Origin of the sequence: Salmonella sp. SAL00672 (assembly GCF_046552175.1) — a bacterium.
Classification (GTDB): Bacteria; Pseudomonadota; Gammaproteobacteria; order Enterobacterales; family Enterobacteriaceae; genus Salmonella; species Salmonella enterica.
This window is the reverse complement of record NZ_JBGDUQ010000001.1, coordinates 625,542-641,106: the sequence shown is the minus strand read 5'-3', so window position 1 is coordinate 641,106 and position 15,565 is coordinate 625,542. Positions and strand designations below refer to the sequence as shown.

The following is a 15,565-nucleotide window of genomic DNA, read 5'->3' as shown; positions in this document are numbered from 1 at the left end:
CTTGTTTTAACAGTGTTTAAATAACAAAAAGTTAATTTCCGTAAAAAGCAAAAATCCTCCTCGACTGGCGTAATAACGCATTGTTTACCACACTTAATGTTTTCCCTGAAGACGGAGGTGCGGATGCCGTATAAAGCCAAAAGTGATTTACCCGATAATGTGCGGAATGTTCTTCCAGCCCATGCCCAGGACATTTACAAAGAAGCCTTTAATAGCGCCTGGGAGCAATATAAAGATAAAGCCGATCGTCGTGATGACGCCAGCCGCGAGGAAACCGCACACAAAGTCGCCTGGGCGGCGGTTAAAAACGATTATGAAAAAGGCGAGGATGATAAATGGCATAAGAAAAAATAAACGCGGTATTACTCGCGTGTTAGCCTGATTTTCTTGCTGGAAGTCTATCCTGACGCGGGAGCTTTTCCCGCGTACAGATTTAAAATGTCAGCACTTTGTCCGCCGCCAGCGTCCATTGCGCCAGCTCGACCAGCGTTCCGATTTCCACACCGTCAATCAGCGGCAGGGGAGTGATACCACGTCCGTCCGCACAGGTTTTGCATAATTTTACCGGTACGTTTTGCGCGGTCAGAATTTCCAGCATTTGCTGAATATTGTAGCCTTCGGCTGGTTTTTGACCGCGTAACCCTGCGGTTACGGCATCTGACATCAAAAACAGGCGTAAATCGAGATGGCTTTCCTGCTCGCGCAGCGCAATGGCCAGACGCAGGCTATTAAATAATGATTCGCTGCCGTAGGCGGCGCCGTTAGCGATAATGACGATATTTTGCATGGATAACCCTTCTCCTTGAGAAATTTTGTCGGCAATGGCGTTATGTTACCTCGGGAACCGGGTACCGCCAAATGCGTGGATAAAATCCCGGGACGCTCTGCGGAAAAAATAAGGATATTCCTGGAAGCACGAGAAAAGGCTGCAAAACCTGTCCGGACACGTTATGGTTTACTCTGATGCCATTCCTCTTATCTTTTGTTGTAGAAGTTGCCGACACGTTGAGCCGTATTGTTTTTCGTTCATTCTCACTCTCGCTTCTCTTGCTGGCTGCCAGCGGTACGATCCGTGCGCAGGCGCAAGATCCTTTCACGCAAAACCGTCTGCCGGATTTAGGCATGATGCCGGAATCCCACGAAGGGGAAAAGCATTTTGCCGAGATGGCCAAAGCGTTTGGCGAAGCCAGCATGAAAAATAACGATCTGGATACTGGTGAACAGGCGCGGCAATTCGCTTTCGGACAGGTACGCGATGTGGTCAGCGAGCAGGTTAACCAGCAGCTTGAAAGCTGGCTATCAGCCTGGGGCAGCGCCAGCGTGGATATTAACGTCGATAACGAAGGTCATTTTAACGGCAGTCGCGGAAGCTGGTTTATCCCTTTACAGGATAAACAGCGCTATCTGACCTGGAGCCAGCTTGGTCTTACGCAACAGACTGACGGACTGGTAAGCAACATTGGCGTAGGACAGCGCTGGGCGCAGGATGGCTGGCTTCTTGGCTATAATACCTTTTACGATAATCTGCTGGATGAAAATCTACAGCGCGCCGGCTTTGGCGCGGAGGCGTGGGGAGAATATTTGCGTTTATCCGCCAACTATTATCAGCCTTTTGCCGACTGGCAGACGCATACGGCGACCTTAGAACAGCGAATGGCGCGCGGATATGATATCAACGCGCAAATGCGCCTGCCGTTTTACCAGCATATCAATACCAGCGTTAGTCTGGAGCAGTACTTTGGCGATAGCGTGGATCTGTTTGACTCCGGAACGGGGTATCACAATCCTGTCGCGTTAAAACTGGGTCTCAACTATACGCCAGTACCTTTGCTTACCATGACCGCCCAGCACAAACAGGGCGAGAGCGGGGTCAGTCAAAATAACCTGGGGCTGACGCTTAACTACCGCTTCGGCGTGCCGCTCAAAAAGCAGCTTGCCGCCAGTGAAGTGGCGCAAAGCCAGTCATTACGCGGTAGCCGCTATGATACGCCGCAACGTAACTCGCTGCCGACAATGGAGTATCGGCAGCGTAAAACGTTAACGGTTTTTCTGGCGACGCCGCCCTGGGATCTTACGCCTGGTGAGACGGTTGCGTTAAAATTGCAGGTGCGCAGCGTGCACGGTATTCGTCATTTGAGCTGGCAAGGCGATACACAGGCCTTAAGTTTGACGGCAGGAACGGACACCCGCAGTACCGAGGGCTGGACAATCATTATGCCGGCCTGGGATCACCGCGAAGGCGCGGCAAATCGCTGGCGTTTATCGGTGGTGGTTGAGGATGAAAAAGGTCAGCGTGTCTCTTCCAATGAGATCACGCTCGCGCTGACTGAACCGTTTATCACGATGCCGGACGATAATCCGCATTGGCAACCGTTCCAGGAGCAATAATTAAAAGATGCGTTCCTGATGTACCCAGACGGCGGCCTCCACGCGCGATTTCAGCTTCATTTTCTTGAGCATATGTTTCACGTGCACTTTGACCGTACTTTCGGTGATATCCAGACGCCGGGCAATCATCTTATTCGGCAATCCCTGCGCGATGAGCTTCAGAATATCGCGCTCACGCGGGGTGAGTTGCGTTACATCGCGATCGGTGGTGGCGCGGTTGGCCCGCAGGCTGGCCGCCAGTACCGGCGTTAACGCTTCACTTAATACCATTTCGCCGGCGGCGGCCTGTTGTAACGCTTTGAGCAAGTCCTCCGGCTCCATGTCTTTCAACAGATAACCATCCGCGCCGCGCTTTAGCGCCGTGACGACATCTTCTTCATGGTTGGATACGCTGAAAACGACAATACGTCCTGACAGCGCTTTTTCGCGTAATTTATCCAGCGTTTCGAGACCATTCATTCCCGGCATATTCAAATCAAGGAGGATCAGATCGGGATCGAGCGATTCCGCCAGGTCAATACCCTGCTCACCGTTGCTGGCTTCTCCGACCACGCTGATATCGGGCGCCATACTCACAAGCTGCTTTACACCCGTGCGTAGCATCGGATGGTCATCGATTAACAGGATGGTTGCCGGTTCCTGATTATTCATGGGTATCTCCCTGGGTTTCTGTGAAGTTTGTTTCTGGAATAAAAGTAACAGTGACCTCTGTTCCGCCAGTCTCGCGTCGGCGTACCTGGCAATCGCCGCGCAAACTTTGCGCCCGATCGCGCATGATGATCATGCCGTAGTGATTACTGCGTTCGGCGTTTTCCGGGACACCGCAGCCATTATCCTGCACTTTTAGTTTGACCTGTTTGCCACATTGCGTCACTGTCACCACCACATCGTCGGCATGAGAGTGTTTAAGGGCGTTGCTGAGGGCTTCCCTGGCAATTTGCAACAGGTGTATCGCCTGGTGTGAAGGCACCAGGCGGGGGGGAAGCTGATAATCCAGTTTTACCGTAAAGCCAAACCGGGCGCTGAACTCCTGGCAGCTTGCTTCCAGCGCCGGACGTAGCCCGGGTTCCGTCAACTGTAAGCGGAAAGTGGTTAACAGTTCGCGCAGTTGCGCCCAGGAGCAGTTCAGCTCATTGCGAATTTGGCTGAGTAACTCACGGCTGCTTTCCGGTAACACGTCGCCCTGCATTTGCAGGCAGCTCACCTGCATCTTCATACAAGAGAGCGACTGGGCAATAGAATCATGCAGTTCGCGGGCAATGGTGGCACGCTCTTCCATGACAATCAACTGCTGCTGGCGCTCCTGATGCCTGTCGAGCGCCAGAGTCGCGGTAAGCTGTTCAACCAGCGTGTCCACCAACTGTTGCTGATCGTGGCTGAGATGGCGTCCATAGGGCAGCGTCGCCAGCAAAATACCGTATTGGGTGTGAGAGTCGGTGAGCCGCCATTTTAAGGTGGTGCCGCCGTTAATCATCGGCAGGGCGCTACGTGGGCAAAGGTGGCAGCCTTTATCATCGCAACTGATGTCCGACTGACAGGTAAATTCCTGGTGATTATCTTCATCTTCCAGGTCATAGACCCGCAGCTCAATATCATGCAACTGGGTTAAATTTTGCAGGCCATTCAGTACCGGTGAAAGACGTTCACATAGCGGGGCCTGTGAATGCAGTCGGCGGTTGGCTTGCCACAAAAACGAGAGAATCTGGTTTTTATGTTCCAGACCGGCTGTTTTTTCCTGTACGCGCTGTTCCAGTACCGCATAACTTTCGGCCAGTTCTTCAGACATATTATTGAGCGCAGAACCCAACGCGGCCATCTCATTGCGTCCACTGATATTGGCACGTTGGGTAAAGTCGCGCTGACTGACGGCGCGCGCCATTGATAACAACTGTTTCCAGGGCTGCAAAAGGCGAACACGTAGCCAGATAATCGTAAATACCAGCAATAGCGCCATAAAGATCGCCATTACCCGGTGAACTAATACCACGCGTTCGATACGCAATTCAGTCGTATGGTCGAACGACGTCACCAGGCGATCCAGGCCCGCCACAAAGCGCGTGACATCTTCTGCGACCGCGTGCGCGTTTTGCGCGTGCTGTAGCCCTGGCGAGAGTTCGTTATGCCAGTAATCCTGCAACGCTTTAAGCTGCTTCTGCTGCCCGTCTCGCTCAGCGGCGCGGGTCAGTTCCGGGCTGAATGCCGTTTGCTCCATCTCATCCAGCAGCTTTTGATCTTTAGCATCCAGCGGGACAGCGGCCAGTAGTCGATAGCTTTGCATACGCAATGAGCCCGCTTTATTAATCGCATGAGCGCTACCCTGCACGCCCTGAACCAGCCAGCCGGAAACCGCCATCCCCGCCACGCCGATAGCGGTAGAGAGCATGACAATCAGCGCCAGTTGGTTAACCAGCGTAAGAGGAGAGAAACACCGTTTAAACATGTTACCTTCTTTCTTCGGGGTAATGTCGCCGAAAAAACGTAGCAAAAAAGAGGGGCGTCAATCGGCTGTGCCGCTATTCTCAACGATACAGCGGAGTATACCCATACCTATAACGAGTTACTCCTTAATTGCCGCCGTAAAGAGGTATCTGCGACGGGAAGGAGTAGACAGACACAGCATGGTGAAAAACCACAGCTTTTTTACCAAAATAGCCTACTCATTAAGGGTAATAACGCTTTTTAGTCGCCGGTGATGACGACTTTTCCTTTGATTTATATCAACTTACCTTCGGCAGTAAACCCTAATGTGGCAGACATCAAATCAAGAATCAGAGGTGTCTATGAGTCACTCATCCGCCCCGGAAAGGGCAACTGGCGCTGTTATCACGGAATGGCGTCCGGAAGATCCGGCATTCTGGCAGCAGCGCGGCCATCGTGTCGCCAGCCGTAATTTGTGGATTTCTGTCCCGTGTTTACTGCTGGCGTTTTGCGTCTGGATGCTATTCAGCGCAGTGGCGGTGAACCTGCCGAAAGTGGGATTTAATTTTACGACCGATCAGCTCTTTATGTTGACTGCGCTGCCATCTGTTTCCGGCGCGCTGCTACGGGTGCCTTACTCCTTTATGGTGCCGCTATTTGGCGGACGTCGCTGGACAGCGTTCAGTACCGGTATCCTCATCGTGCCTTGCGTATGGTTAGGCTTTGCCGTTCAGGATACCAGTACGCCCTTTAGCACTTTCATTATTATTTCCTTGCTGTGTGGTTTTGCCGGCGCGAACTTTGCCTCCAGTATGGCGAACATCAGCTTTTTCTTTCCTAAACAAAAGCAGGGCGGCGCGCTGGGTCTGAACGGCGGTCTGGGCAATATGGGCGTGAGCGTGATGCAGCTGGTTGCGCCGCTGGTGGTTTCGCTCTCTATCTTTGCCGCCTTTGGCAGCCACGGTGTAGAGCAGCCGGACGGTTCTCAGCTCTATCTGGCGAACGCAGCCTGGATTTGGGTGCCTTTCCTGGCCATTTTTACGCTGGCGGCGTGGTTCGGCATGAACGAACTGGCGACGTCTAAGGCCTCGCTAAAAGAGCAACTGCCGGTGCTCAAACGTGGTCATCTGTGGATCATGAGTCTGCTGTATCTGGCGACCTTCGGATCGTTTATCGGTTTCTCCGCGGGGTTCGCTATGCTGTCTAAAACGCAATTCCCGGATGTGCAGATCCTGCATTATGCGTTTTTCGGTCCGTTTATCGGCGCGCTGGCGCGTTCGGCAGGCGGCGCAATTTCTGACCGTCTGGGGGGGACTCGCGTCACGCTTATCAACTTTGTCCTGATGGCGATTTTCAGCGGTCTGCTGTTCCTGACATTACCTACTGGCGGCGTTGGCGGTAGCTTTATCGCGTTCTACGGGGTATTTCTGGCGCTGTTCCTGACGGCTGGGTTGGGGAGTGGTTCTACCTTCCAGATGATCTCTGTTATCTTCCGTAAACTGACAATGGACCGGGTTAAAGCGGAAGGCGGGTCGGACGAAAGAGCCATGCGTGAAGCGGCGACCGATACGGCGGCGGCGCTGGGCTTTATTTCCGCGATTGGCGCGATTGGCGGCTTTTTTATTCCGAAAGCGTTTGGTTCATCTTTAGCATTAACTGGTTCTCCAGTCGGCGCGATGAAAGTCTTTCTTATTTTCTATATCGCCTGCGTCGTTATTACCTGGGCGGTATATGGACGTCATTCTAAAAATAAAAAGTAATTTTTGATTATCCTTTGCGCGGCGTTAGACCGTGCTTTTTTTTACCTGTATTTAGTTACAACATACTTATAGTCAAGAAGAGAGGCGCGACAGGGCTGACCACGCACATTTTTATCGGTCATCCAGGGGGATACCCCTTAATACCCACTTGTTGAAAATTTAACATTCAATTTGTGCGTAAATTTAATTTTATGTAATTAAATCAGTAATATATATAAATAAAACTCCTCCTCCAAAAGGAGTATGCAGGAGGTTTGCGCGCCATTTGCATCCCTGTCCGCCTTGATCGTTATCAATTCTCACGCCCATTCAGCGCGTTACCTTCGCCCTTAGTTAAGCAATGTCGATTTATCAGAGAGCCGTAAGGTTCCACACAGGAGAAACCCGATGAGTAAATTCCTGGACCGGTTTCGCTACTTCAAGCAGAAGGGCGAAACCTTTGCCGATGGGCACGGCCAGCTTCTCGAAACAAACCGGGACTGGGAGGACGGATACCGCCAACGTTGGCAGCATGACAAAATTGTGCGCTCAACCCATGGGGTGAACTGCACCGGTTCTTGTAGCTGGAAAATTTATGTCAAAAATGGTCTGGTGACCTGGGAAACACAGCAAACCGATTACCCGCGCACCCGTCCTGATATGCCAAACCATGAACCTCGCGGCTGCCCGCGCGGCGCAAGCTACTCCTGGTATCTCTACAGCGCTAACCGACTGAAATATCCGCTGATGCGCAAACGTCTGATGAAGATGTGGCGCGAGGCGAAAAAACTGCATCGCGATCCGGTAGAGGCATGGGCCTCCATTATTGAAGATGCCGATAAAGCCAAAAGCTTCAAACAGGCGCGTGGTCGTGGCGGCTTTGTTCGCTCCTCATGGCAGGAAGTGAACGAGCTGATCGCCGCCTCCAACGTGTACACCGTGAAAACCTATGGTCCTGACCGCGTCGCGGGCTTCTCACCCATTCCGGCGATGTCGATGGTTTCCTACGCTTCCGGCGCACGTTATCTTTCACTGATTGGCGGTACCTGCCTGAGCTTCTACGACTGGTACTGCGACCTGCCGCCAGCCTCTCCGCAAACCTGGGGCGAGCAGACCGACGTGCCGGAATCCGCTGACTGGTACAACTCCAGCTATATTATCGCCTGGGGCTCTAACGTGCCGCAAACCCGTACGCCGGATGCCCACTTCTTTACCGAAGTACGTTACAAAGGCACTAAAACCGTCGCGGTGACGCCGGACTATGCTGAAATCGCCAAACTGTGCGATCTGTGGCTGGCGCCGAAGCAGGGGACCGATGCGGCGATGGCGCTGGCGATGGGCCACGTCATGCTGCGCGAGTTCCACCTCGACAACCCGCGCCAGTACTTCACCGATTATGTCCGTCGCTATACCGACATGCCAATGCTGGTGATGCTTGAAGAGCGTGATGGTTATTATGCCGCAGGTCGTATGTTGCGCGCTGCCGATCTCGTTGATTCGCTGGGGCAGGAAAATAACCCGGAATGGAAAACCGTCGCTATCAACAGCAACGGTGAAATGGTGGCGCCAAACGGTTCAATTGGTTTCCGCTGGGGCGAAAAAGGCAAATGGAACCTCGAACAGCGCGACGGGACTACCGGTGCAGAAACTGAATTGCAGCTCAGCTTGCTGGGCAGCCAGGATGAGATTGCTGACGTGGGCTTCCCGTATTTCGGCGGCGAGGGTTCAGAGTACTTTAATCATGTGGCGCTGGATAACGTCCTGCTGCATAAACTGCCGGCAAAACGTCTGCAACTGGCCGATGGTTCTTCAGCGTTAGTCACCACCGTGTATGACCTGACCATGGCGAACTATGGTCTGGAACGCGGACTGAACGATGAAAATTGTGCCGCCAGTTATGATGATACCAAAGCGTATACGCCAGCATGGGCCGAGCAGATCACCGGCGTGCCGCGGGCGCAGATCATCCGTATCGCCCGGGAATTCGCCGATAACGCGGATAAAACGCACGGACGTTCAATGATTATCGTTGGCGCTGGTCTGAACCACTGGTATCACCTCGATATGAACTATCGCGGGCTGATCAATATGTTGGTGTTCTGTGGTTGCGTTGGTCAGAGCGGCGGCGGCTGGGCGCACTACGTCGGCCAGGAAAAACTGCGTCCGCAGACCGGCTGGCAGCCGCTGGCGTTTGCCCTTGACTGGCAGCGTCCGGCGCGTCACATGAATAGCACCTCTTACTTCTATAACCACTCCAGCCAGTGGCGCTACGAGACGGTGACCGCCGAGGAATTACTGTCGCCGATGGCGGACAAATCCCGCTATAGCGGCCATCTGATTGACTTCAATGTGCGCGCCGAGCGTATGGGCTGGTTGCCGTCGGCGCCGCAGTTAGGCACTAACCCGCTGTATATTGCGCGTGAAGCGGAAAAAGCCGGTATGACGCCGGTAGATTATACCGTCAAATCCCTGAAAGAGGGTTCGATTCGCTTTGCCGCCGAGCAGCCGGAAAACGGTAAAAACCACCCGCGTAACCTGTTCATCTGGCGTTCAAACCTGCTTGGGTCTTCCGGTAAAGGTCACGAGTATATGCTGAAATATCTGCTGGGTACTGAGCATGGTATTCAGGGGCTGGATCTGGGTAAACAGGGCGGTGTGAAGCCGGAAGAAGTGGAGTGGCGTGACAATGGCCTGGACGGCAAACTGGATCTGGTGGTGACGCTGGACTTCCGCCTGTCGAGCACCTGCCTGTACTCCGATATCGTACTGCCGACCGCCACCTGGTATGAAAAAGACGATATGAATACCTCGGATATGCATCCGTTTATTCATCCGCTGTCTGCCGCCGTAGATCCGGCCTGGGAATCGAAAAGCGACTGGGAAATCTACAAAGGCATTGCGAAGAAATTCTCCGAAGTCTGTGTAGGCCACCTGGGTAAAGAGACTGACGTCGTGACGCTGCCGATCCAGCACGATTCTGCCGCTGAACTGGCGCAGCCGCTGGACGTGAAAGACTGGAAAAAAGGCGAATGCGATCTGATTCCAGGGAAAACCGCGCCGCACATCATGACCGTTGAGCGCGATTACCCGGCGACTTACGAACGCTTTACCTCTATCGGCCCGCTGATGGAGAAAATCGGCAACGGCGGGAAAGGGATTGCCTGGAACACACAGAGCGAAATGGACTTGCTGCGTAAGCTTAATTACACCAAAGCGGACGGTCCGGCGAAAGGTCAGCCGATGCTCAACACGGCGATTGACGCGGCAGAGATGATCCTGACGTTAGCGCCGGAAACCAACGGTCAGGTGGCGGTGAAAGCCTGGGCGGCGCTGAGCGAGTTTACCGGTCGCGACCATACGCATCTGGCAACCAATAAAGAAGAAGAGAAAATCCGCTTCCGCGATATTCAGGCCCAGCCGCGCAAAATTATCTCCAGCCCGACCTGGTCTGGTCTGGAAGATGAGCATGTTTCTTATAACGCCGGTTATACCAACGTTCACGAGCTGATCCCGTGGCGTACGCTGTCTGGTCGTCAACAGTTGTATCAGGATCACCAGTGGATGCGCGACTTCGGCGAAAGTCTGCTGGTGTATCGCCCACCGATCGACACCCGCTCGGTGAAAGCGGTGATGGGGCGTAAATCCAACGGTAATCCGGAGAAGGCGCTCAACTTCCTGACGCCGCACCAGAAATGGGGTATCCACTCGACCTACAGCGATAACCTGTTGATGCTGACCTTGTCGCGTGGCGGCCCGATTGTATGGATGAGCGAAACCGACGCCAAAGAGCTGGGCATTGAAGATAACGATTGGATCGAAGTCTTCAACAGCAACGGCGCATTGACCGCACGCGCAGTGGTCAGCCAGCGTGTACCGGCGGGTATGACCATGATGTACCACGCGCAGGAACGTATCGTAAACCTGCCGGGGTCGGAAATTACCCAGCAGCGCGGCGGTATTCATAACTCGGTGACCCGTATTACGCCGAAACCGACCCATATGATCGGCGGCTATGCGCAGTTAGCCTACGGCTTTAACTACTACGGCACCGTCGGCTCCAACCGCGATGAGTTTGTGGTGGTACGTAAGATGAAGAACATTAACTGGTTGGATGGCGAAGGCAATGACCAGGTACAGGAGAGCGTAAAATGAAAATTCGTTCACAAGTCGGCATGGTGCTGAATCTCGATAAGTGCATCGGCTGTCATACCTGTTCAGTCACCTGTAAAAACGTCTGGACCAGTCGCGAAGGTATGGAATACGCGTGGTTCAACAACGTAGAAAGTAAGCCTGGCGTTGGTTTTCCGAATGACTGGGAAAATCAGGAAAAATGGAAGGGCGGCTGGATCCGTAAAATCAACGGTAAACTGCAACCGCGCATGGGTAACCGTGCGCTGCTGCTGGGAAAAATCTTTGCTAACCCGCATCTACCGGGTATGGATGACTACTACGAGCCGTTTGATTTCGACTATCAGAATCTGCACACCGCGCCGGAAAGCAAACATCAGCCGATCGCGCGTCCGCGCTCGCTGATTACCGGCCAGCGGATGGACAAAATTACCAGCGGGCCAAACTGGGAAGAGATTCTGGGTGGCGAATTCGAAAAACGCGCCAAAGACCAGAACTTCGAAAACATGCAGAAGGCGATGTACGGCCAGTTCGAAAACACCTTCATGATGTACCTGCCGCGCCTGTGCGAGCACTGCCTTAACCCGGCGTGCGTGGCGACCTGCCCGAGCGGTGCTATCTACAAGCGTGAAGAAGATGGCATCGTGCTGATCGACCAGGACAAGTGCCGCGGCTGGCGGATGTGCATCACCGGCTGCCCGTACAAGAAGATTTACTTCAACTGGAAGAGCGGCAAGTCCGAGAAGTGCATCTTCTGCTACCCGCGTATCGAAGCCGGTCAGCCGACTGTTTGCTCGGAAACCTGTGTTGGCCGTATCCGTTATCTTGGCGTACTGCTGTATGACGCCGATGCCATTGAAAGCGCTGCCAGTACGGAAAACGAAAAAGATCTGTACCAGCGTCAACTGGACGTGTTCCTCGATCCAAACGATCCGGCTGTCATTGAGCAGGCGCTGAAGGACGGCGTGCCGCAGAGCGTGATCGATGCGGCGCAGCAATCGCCAGTGTACAAAATGGCGATGGACTGGAAGCTGGCGCTGCCGCTGCATCCGGAATACCGCACGCTACCGATGGTCTGGTACGTACCGCCTTTGTCACCGATTCAGTCTGCCGCCGATGCGGGCGAACTTGGCAGCAACGGTATTCTGCCGGATGTAGACAGTCTGCGTATCCCGGTGCAGTACCTGGCGAACCTGTTGACCGCTGGCGACACCCAGCCGGTACTGTTGGCGCTGAAACGGATGCTGGCGATGCGTCACTACAAACGTGCGGAAACCGTAGACGGTAAAGTGGATACCCGCGCGCTGGAAGAGGTGGGTTTAAGCGAAGCCCAGGCGCAGGAAATGTATCGTTACCTGGCAATTGCTAATTATGAAGATCGCTTTGTGGTGCCGAGCAGCCATCGTGAACTGGCGCGTGACGCATTCCCGGAGAAAAGCGGTTGTGGCTTTACCTTCGGCGATGGTTGCCACGGGTCTGATACCAAATTCAATCTGTTCAACAGCCGCCGCATCGACGCTGTTGATGTGACCAGCAAAACGGAGCCGCACGCATGATTGAACTCGTCATTGTTTCGCGTCTGCTCGAGTACCCGGATGCTGCCCTGTGGCAGCATCAGCAGGAGTTGTTCGATGCGCTCGCGTCATCTGAGAACCTGGATAAAGAGGATGCCCAGACTCTGGGCGTTTTCCTGCGCGATTTAACCGCGCAGGACCTGCTGGATGTACAGGCCGCTTATAGCGAACTGTTTGACCGTGGCCGTGCCACATCGCTGCTGCTGTTTGAACATGTACACGGGGAATCCCGCGATCGCGGTCAGGCGATGGTTGACCTGATGGCACAGTATGAACAGCACGGTTTGCAGCTCGACAGCCGCGAACTTCCCGATCATCTGCCGCTGTATCTGGAATACCTTGCGCAGTTGCCGAAAAGCGAAGCGTTAGGGGGTTTACAGGATATCGCGCCGATTCTGGCGCTGCTCAGCGCACGTTTGCAACAGCGTGACAGCCGTTATGCGGTGCTGTTCGATCTGCTGTTAAAACTGGCGAATACCGTTATCGACAGCGACAAAGTGGCTGAAAAAATTGCGAATGAAGCACGTGATGATACCCCACAGGCGTTGGATGCGGTCTGGGAAGAAGAGCAGGTGAAATTCTTCGCCGATCAAGGGTGTGGCGAGTCGGAAATCTCCGCTCACCAGCGTCGTTTTGCCGGGGCCGTGGCGCCGCAATATCTGAATATCACCACCGGAGGACAGCACTAATGCACTTCCTGAATATGTTCTTCTTTGATATCTACCCGTACATTGCCGGATCGGTATTTCTGATCGGTAGCTGGTTACGTTACGACTACGGCCAGTACACCTGGCGGGCGGCTTCCAGTCAGATGCTGGATCGCAAAGGAATGAACCTGGCGTCAAACCTGTTCCACATTGGGATTCTGGGTATTTTCGCCGGTCACTTCCTGGGCATGTTAACGCCGCACTGGATGTATGAAGCTTTTCTGCCGGTCGACGTGAAGCAGAAGATGGCGATGATTGCCGGCGGCGCCTGCGGCGTGCTGACACTGGTTGGCGGTATTTTACTGCTCAAGCGTCGTCTGTTTAGCCCACGTGTCCGCGCCACCACTACCGGCGCCGATATTTTGATTCTCTCGCTGCTGGTGATTCAGTGCGCGCTGGGCCTGCTGACCATTCCGTTTTCCGCCCAGCATATGGACGGGAGTGAAATGATGAAGCTGGTCGGGTGGGCGCAGTCAGTTGTGACCTTCCACGGTGGCGCATCCGCACATCTGGATGGTGTAGCCTTTATCTTCCGTATGCACTTGGTACTGGGGATGACGCTGTTCCTGTTGTTCCCATTCTCGCGCCTGGTGCATATCTGGAGCGTGCCGGTCGAGTATCTGACCCGCAAATACCAGATTGTTCGTGCACGTCACTGATTTTCTCTCGATGCCCTAAACTCCGCTTCGGCGGAGTTTTTTTATGGCTGTTTGCCGGAGTGCGGCATAAATGCCTTATCGACCGCCGCCTTGTTTCGTTTACAGCGGGTCTGCCATGTCTGGCATCTGAATCCGTACTCTTTGTTTTTGGGTTTATTCAGCATCTGTGCGAGTTTTTTGTAAGCAGAAAAAGGATGATGCAGCATATAATCACGCCATAAACGACAATAAGGATAGTTGTATGCGTTTTTCATCAATTTTCAAAATAATAATATTAAATATATTTATTTCAAAAATGGCTCACGCTGCTGTCTGCGAGGAGCGCTATCCCGCCGACTCAGAAGAATGCCAGTACGTTCAGGAATTAGAGCAAAAAGCGGAACAAGGAGATGAAAGCGCGCAGTTCTCGCTTGGAAGCTGGTATGCGGAGGGGCGATACGTTAAGCCTGATTATAAACTAGCCATAAAATGGCTGGAGAAAGCGGGTAAACAAGGTTCGGATTTTTCCTATTTCATCCTTGGCTATCATTACAACTATGGTGAAAATTTTCCACTTAGTCGACAAAAAGCGCTGGAGTGGTATCGCAAGGCGGCAGAGCTAGGGGATAGTAGTACGCAAGAAATTCTCGGTGACGCCTATATGTATGGCGATGGGTTTCCCCAAAATACCCAGCTAGCGCTGGAGTGGTATCGAAAAGCCGCCTCTCCAACCAATGATGCGGGCGTTGTCCGCGGACAGGGTTCAGCTTCGTCAGCACAATTTAAGCTTGGAGTAATGTACGCCCACGGTCAGGGCGTTCCTCAGGATTATCAGCAAACGGCGATCTTGATGCGTAAAGCGGCGGAAAATATGTACTACCCCGCGCAACTTTATCTTGGCGTTGCCTATTTTTATGGTGAAGGCGTGCCTCAGGATTATCGTCAGGCAGTTTACTGGCTTAATGAAGGTATACCAGGCAGCTATACGCCAGGCCACATTCCGCTGAATGCGCTCTATGATAAAGCGCATCCCGCTGACCGGGTTCACTCTCAGACGTGGTATCGAAAAACAGCGCAACGCGTGATGGCAAAGGTACAGTACAATTTTGGCGTATGGTATTACAACGGTTATCACTTATTGAAAGATCACAACCTGGCGCTGGAGTGGTATCGCAGAGCTGCAGCGCAAGGATTGGCCGAGGCGCAGGATGCGATCGGCGTGATGTTTATGCAGGGTGAGGGCGTTTCTCAGGACTACCAACAGGCGCTGGCGTGGTATCGCAAAGCCGCTCGCCAGGGGCTGCCTGCTGCGCAAACGCATCTGGGCATCATGTCTGCATTTGGTCGCGGCGTCGCGCAAAGCGACAGACAGGCTATCGCATGGTATCGAAAAGCAGCAAAACAGGATTTTGCGAAAGCGCAATATCAGCTTGGCGTAGCATATAGCACGGGAAGAGGCGTGCCTGAAAATAGCCGGAATGCGCTGAAGTGGTACCTCAAAGCGGCAGAGCAGGGGTTTACTCCGGCACAATCAGCGCTTGGGGAAATTTATGCTCATGGGCGCCAGGGTGTGCCTAAAGATAATAAGCAGGCCTATATTTGGTATTACATGGCAAGTATATATACGGAAAAATCTAAGGATGATTGTTCAGCGCTCATTGCCGAAAGAAACCGACTCAAGGGAACGCTCACCCCAGATCAACTTAGCGAGACATATGCCGCCTTTGATCTCATCAGGCGAAAAATCAACCAATCAAAGGAGGCGAAAAAGATTGCCAGGAAGAAGTATTGATAAGATAGCCAATAAGCCATGGCGCCATGGAGTGCAGTCTGCCTGTGGGGTAAGGATACGGGGCAGTGCTGATTGATTTGAAATTGGTGCCTTATGAAGTAATGGTGGTGGGGGAAGGATGACTCAGCGCTGCGCGCTTCGCCCTTCGGGTCGTTGCCTGCGGCAACGCTTTCTCGCTGCG

The 15,565-nt window shown here is 53.3% G+C and carries 11 protein-coding genes and 1 pseudogene; 9 read left to right on the top strand and 3 right to left on the bottom strand.

The genetic code is table 11. The features are described from left to right. The first annotated feature begins 123 nt into the window (after window positions 1-123). Window positions 124-354 carry a putative cation transport regulator ChaB gene (gene chaB, locus ACLJTG_RS03275; protein WP_001146392.1) on the top strand — a complete coding sequence of 77 codons (231 nt, stop codon included), beginning with the start codon at window positions 124-126 and terminating at the stop codon, window positions 352-354. Between the two features lie 79 nt (window positions 355-433). Here chaB and ACLJTG_RS03270 read toward each other — a convergent pair whose 3' ends face one another. Continuing rightward, a complete protein-coding gene (locus ACLJTG_RS03270) occupies window positions 434-787 on the bottom strand; it encodes a DsrE/DsrF/TusD sulfur relay family protein (protein WP_001179794.1) in 354 nt (117 codons plus the stop codon). Between the two features lie 176 nt (window positions 788-963). Between ACLJTG_RS03270 and ACLJTG_RS03265 the strand changes: the two genes are divergently transcribed. Next, complete coding sequence (locus tag ACLJTG_RS03265) at window positions 964-2,388, top strand: YchO/YchP family invasin (protein WP_001116350.1); 1,425 nt, start codon at window positions 964-966, stop codon at window positions 2,386-2,388. Here ACLJTG_RS03265 and narL read toward each other — a convergent pair whose 3' ends face one another. Together narL and narX are read right to left on the bottom strand one after the other, a co-directional pair. Beyond that, window positions 2,389-3,039, bottom strand: coding sequence for a two-component system response regulator NarL (gene narL, locus ACLJTG_RS03260; protein WP_001064598.1), 651 nt, complete (start codon window positions 3,037-3,039; stop codon window positions 2,389-2,391). It abuts the gene before it with no gap. Beyond that, on the bottom strand, window positions 3,032-4,828 hold the full coding sequence (narX, locus tag ACLJTG_RS03255) for a nitrate/nitrite two-component system sensor histidine kinase NarX (RefSeq protein ID WP_000476244.1): 1,797 nt from the start codon (window positions 4,826-4,828) through the stop codon (window positions 3,032-3,034). Before narX ends, narL begins: the two co-directional genes overlap by 8 nt. A gap of 340 nt (window positions 4,829-5,168) precedes the next feature. On the opposite strand from narX, the gene narK reads away from it, so the two are divergent. From narK to ACLJTG_RS03220, 7 genes and pseudogenes are all read left to right on the top strand, one after another. Continuing rightward, window positions 5,169-6,566, top strand: coding sequence for a nitrate transporter NarK (narK, locus tag ACLJTG_RS03250; protein ID WP_000019848.1), 1,398 nt, complete (start codon window positions 5,169-5,171; stop codon window positions 6,564-6,566). Window positions 6,567-6,953: 387 nt separating this feature from the next. Next, window positions 6,954-10,697, top strand: a complete 3,744-nt coding sequence (locus tag ACLJTG_RS03245) for a nitrate reductase subunit alpha (protein WP_000032883.1) — start codon at window positions 6,954-6,956, stop codon at window positions 10,695-10,697. Beyond that, a complete protein-coding gene (narH, locus tag ACLJTG_RS03240; RefSeq protein WP_001525419.1) occupies window positions 10,694-12,229 on the top strand; it encodes a nitrate reductase subunit beta in 1,536 nt (511 codons plus the stop codon). Before ACLJTG_RS03245 ends, narH begins: the two co-directional genes overlap by 4 nt. Beyond that, window positions 12,226-12,936, top strand: a complete 711-nt coding sequence (gene narJ / locus ACLJTG_RS03235) for a nitrate reductase molybdenum cofactor assembly chaperone (protein ID WP_000571667.1) — start codon at window positions 12,226-12,228, stop codon at window positions 12,934-12,936. The genes narH and narJ overlap by 4 nt, the downstream gene beginning before the upstream one ends. Then, window positions 12,936-13,613: a respiratory nitrate reductase subunit gamma gene (gene narI, locus ACLJTG_RS03230; RefSeq protein ID WP_000545594.1), complete on the top strand. Its 678-nt coding sequence runs from the start codon at window positions 12,936-12,938 to the stop codon at window positions 13,611-13,613. Before narJ ends, narI begins: the two co-directional genes overlap by 1 nt. A 241-nt stretch (window positions 13,614-13,854) precedes the next feature. Continuing rightward, window positions 13,855-15,384, top strand: coding sequence for a tetratricopeptide repeat protein (locus ACLJTG_RS03225; protein ID WP_001212711.1), 1,530 nt, complete (start codon window positions 13,855-13,857; stop codon window positions 15,382-15,384). Between the two features lie 101 nt (window positions 15,385-15,485). Continuing rightward, window positions 15,486-15,565 (top strand): annotated as a pseudogene (locus tag ACLJTG_RS03220) (hypothetical protein); the annotation flags it as partial.

Bases quoted from the DNA above. Each gene is read 5' to 3' on its own strand.
- narK (WP_000019848.1), top strand. From the start codon at position 5,169: ATGAGTCACTCATCCGCCCCGGAAAGGGCAACTGGCGCTGTTATCACG.
- ACLJTG_RS03270 (WP_001179794.1), bottom strand. From the start codon at position 787: ATGCAAAATATCGTCATTATCGCTAACGGCGCCGCCTACGGCAGCGAA.
- narL (WP_001064598.1), bottom strand. From the start codon at position 3,039: ATGAATAATCAGGAACCGGCAACCATCCTGTTAATCGATGACCATCCG.
- chaB (WP_001146392.1), top strand. From the start codon at position 124: ATGCCGTATAAAGCCAAAAGTGATTTACCCGATAATGTGCGGAATGTT.
- ACLJTG_RS03265 (WP_001116350.1), top strand. From the start codon at position 964: ATGCCATTCCTCTTATCTTTTGTTGTAGAAGTTGCCGACACGTTGAGC.
- narJ (WP_000571667.1), top strand. From the start codon at position 12,226: ATGATTGAACTCGTCATTGTTTCGCGTCTGCTCGAGTACCCGGATGCT.
- ACLJTG_RS03225 (WP_001212711.1), top strand. From the start codon at position 13,855: ATGCGTTTTTCATCAATTTTCAAAATAATAATATTAAATATATTTATT.
- narI (WP_000545594.1), top strand. From the start codon at position 12,936: ATGCACTTCCTGAATATGTTCTTCTTTGATATCTACCCGTACATTGCC.
- ACLJTG_RS03245 (WP_000032883.1), top strand. From the start codon at position 6,954: ATGAGTAAATTCCTGGACCGGTTTCGCTACTTCAAGCAGAAGGGCGAA.
- narX (WP_000476244.1), bottom strand. From the start codon at position 4,828: ATGTTTAAACGGTGTTTCTCTCCTCTTACGCTGGTTAACCAACTGGCG.
- narH (WP_001525419.1), top strand. From the start codon at position 10,694: ATGAAAATTCGTTCACAAGTCGGCATGGTGCTGAATCTCGATAAGTGC.